Below are 2,244 nucleotides of genomic sequence, written 5' to 3' on the forward strand. Positions count from 1 at the left end.
CTCCAGGGGCGGCGGCGGAGGCGGGGGCTCCGGCGGCGCGGCGGGCGCGAGCAGCGCGGCCAGTTCCGGGATGTCCGAACCGCGCTTCCAGTCCGGCATGCCCTGGCGCCAGAAGAAGCTGCGCGCGCTGATGGTGCCCGCGGCCATCCACTCGGCCACGGCCGCCTCGTCCAGCGGGCCCTCCTGCTTGTTGCGCACCATCACGAACCACGGAGCCCCGGCCGTCTGGCGGGGAGGCGCGGTGCGCGTGGGCTCGTCATCCCAGGGCGTCTGGGGGGCCGACGCAGGAGGCCTGGCCAGGGGTGCAGGAGCTGCCACGGCGGACACTGGCGCCGGTGCGGGGGCAGGCGCGGCCGCGGCGGCACCACCCCCCGCCAGCGAACGCTCCTGCGCGCGGATGCGCTCCACGTCGGCGAGCGACACCACACGGGTGCTCTCCTCCTCGGCGGGCCCTTCCACGGTGATGACGTTCTGGCAGTTCTTGCAACGGACCTTGACCGTCTTGCCGCGGACCTTCTCGTCCGCAATGGAGTACCGCTTCTGGCAATTGTCGCAGGTGAAGTTCAAAGGGGGCGTCCGGCTCTCGGGGGAAACCGGCGGGGATGCTACCGCCAGAAATCTCCCGCGCAAACACACGGTTGACTCTGTTCTTCGGCCCAACTATTCAGCCGCCCTCGGTTTCACTCCAGGCTTCTACGAGGGTGGCGCATGCCGGCGAAGGATCTCGGGACCAAGCACTCGTGCTTCAAGTGCGGGACGAAGTTCTACGACATGAAGAAGCCGGACCCCATCTGCCCCAAGTGCGGGGCGGATCAGCGGGAGAACGTGGTCGCCAAGCCCACCGAGGGCCGGCGTGGCCGCCTGGCCGCGGCTCCGAAGGTCATCGAGCCCGAGCCCGAGGAGACGCCCGCGGCCGAGGAGGACGAGGAGAACCTCGACACCTTCGGTGAGGACGAGGACGCCGAGCCGGGCGCCGAGCCCGCCGAAGACGACGACATCTAGGGTCTGCCTCGCGGTGGAAGTCCCGAGGGCCCCCCGATTCGTTCGGGCGGGCCCTTTTGCCGTTTCCCTCCTCGCCAGGACTGGGGGTTGGGAAGACGGCGCTCCCGGAGCGGGGACCCGGAAGGGGCCCGCGCCGCTCAGGGGACACGTCAGGACCTCAGGTGCCGCTCAGACGCTCGTGGGACGACACCAGCGACAGCTCGGTGAGCGCGCTCTCGATCTTCTCGTAGAGGTTGGGCCCCATCTCCTGCATGCCCACCGGCCGGGCGCCCTTGCGGCGGCCCCCCAGGGACAGGGGCCCGGTCTCCGCGGGCACGGCGGATTGCTTCCTGGACTGATGCATGGTGACTCCCCCTCAGGCGGAAGTGTTGGCTTCCACGAAAGCAATTTTGCCACCAAGACAGAAGTCTGAACAGGGGGCGTGCTTCCAGGCACTTATACGCGCCCCCTGGCCGGGTATTTCATCGGGCTGGCCGTGGACGCGACACCCCTGTCAGGGGCGCCCTATTTCGCGGAACCGGCCTGACGCAGCGCATCCACACCCCAGGTTTGATCGACCTGGACGGTCTCCCCCGCGCGGACGGTGACGGTCCGGGAGGTCTCCGGCAGCCGGTCGTGCCAGAAGACGAGCGTGTGGGCCCCTTCGGGGACGCGCATCCGGAAGCGCCCGTCCGGGGTGGTGGTGGTGAAGTACGGGTGGTCGAAGGTGCGGACCACCGCGCGCATCCACGGGTGCACGTCGCAGCGGACCTGGACGGTACCCGGTTCCGCGGGCAGGGGGCGGCGCAGGGTCATCCCCTCCAGGGGCATGGCCACGTTGAAGACGGAGCGGTTCGTCCCGGCCTGGGCGCGCACGTTGTGTACCAGCGGGTCGGAGTTGCGCAGCACCAGCTCACCGCCGGCCTTCGCCGCGAGCGTGGGCGGTTCATAGTGGCACTGCTTCTGGTCCAGCACCGGCTGGGGCGCGGGCGCGTCCGGGACGGGGAGCGCGGCGCCGTCCTGGAGCGAGACGACGGCGTGCGCCAGGGCGCCCTCCCCTCCCACCACGAGCGAGCGGTCCTCCGCCTGGTCGCCGCACACGCTGGCGACGGTGGCGGAGGTCGGCGCGCTGGAGGCCTGGGGAGGCGTCCCGGTCAGCAGCACCCGCCCCTCGATTTCGCCCCACTTCACGGGTCCGGTGGGACGCGGCGCGGCGGCGACGGGCGCGGCCTCTTCCGTGGCCCACTCGGGCTGGGCTTCAAT

General features: G+C 71.0%; 4 protein-coding genes. 1 reads left to right on the top strand and 3 read right to left on the bottom strand.

Annotated features, from left to right (window positions below):
• Positions 1–567, bottom strand: a 567-nt coding sequence (locus D7X96_RS38825) for a GYF domain-containing protein (protein WP_121771985.1), incomplete at its 3' end; no start/stop codon positions are given.
• 141 nt (positions 568–708) lie between these two features.
• Here D7X96_RS38825 and D7X96_RS38830 point away from each other — a divergent pair.
• Entirely contained in the window at positions 709–1,002 is a 294-nt protein-coding gene (locus D7X96_RS38830) for a TIGR02300 family protein (RefSeq protein WP_120553200.1), read from the top strand.
• Between the two features lie 157 nt (positions 1,003–1,159).
• Here D7X96_RS38830 and D7X96_RS38835 read toward each other — a convergent pair whose 3' ends face one another.
• Positions 1,160–1,345, bottom strand: a complete 186-nt coding sequence (locus D7X96_RS38835) for a hypothetical protein (RefSeq protein WP_120553201.1) — start codon at positions 1,343–1,345, stop codon at positions 1,160–1,162.
• Positions 1,346–1,506: 161 nt separating this feature from the next.
• Positions 1,507–2,244, bottom strand: a complete 738-nt coding sequence (locus tag D7X96_RS38840; protein WP_244219882.1) for a carboxypeptidase regulatory-like domain-containing protein — start codon at positions 2,242–2,244, stop codon at positions 1,507–1,509.

The organism is Corallococcus interemptor (genome assembly GCF_003668875.1).
Lineage (GTDB): Bacteria > Myxococcota > Myxococcia > Myxococcales > Myxococcaceae > Corallococcus > Corallococcus interemptor.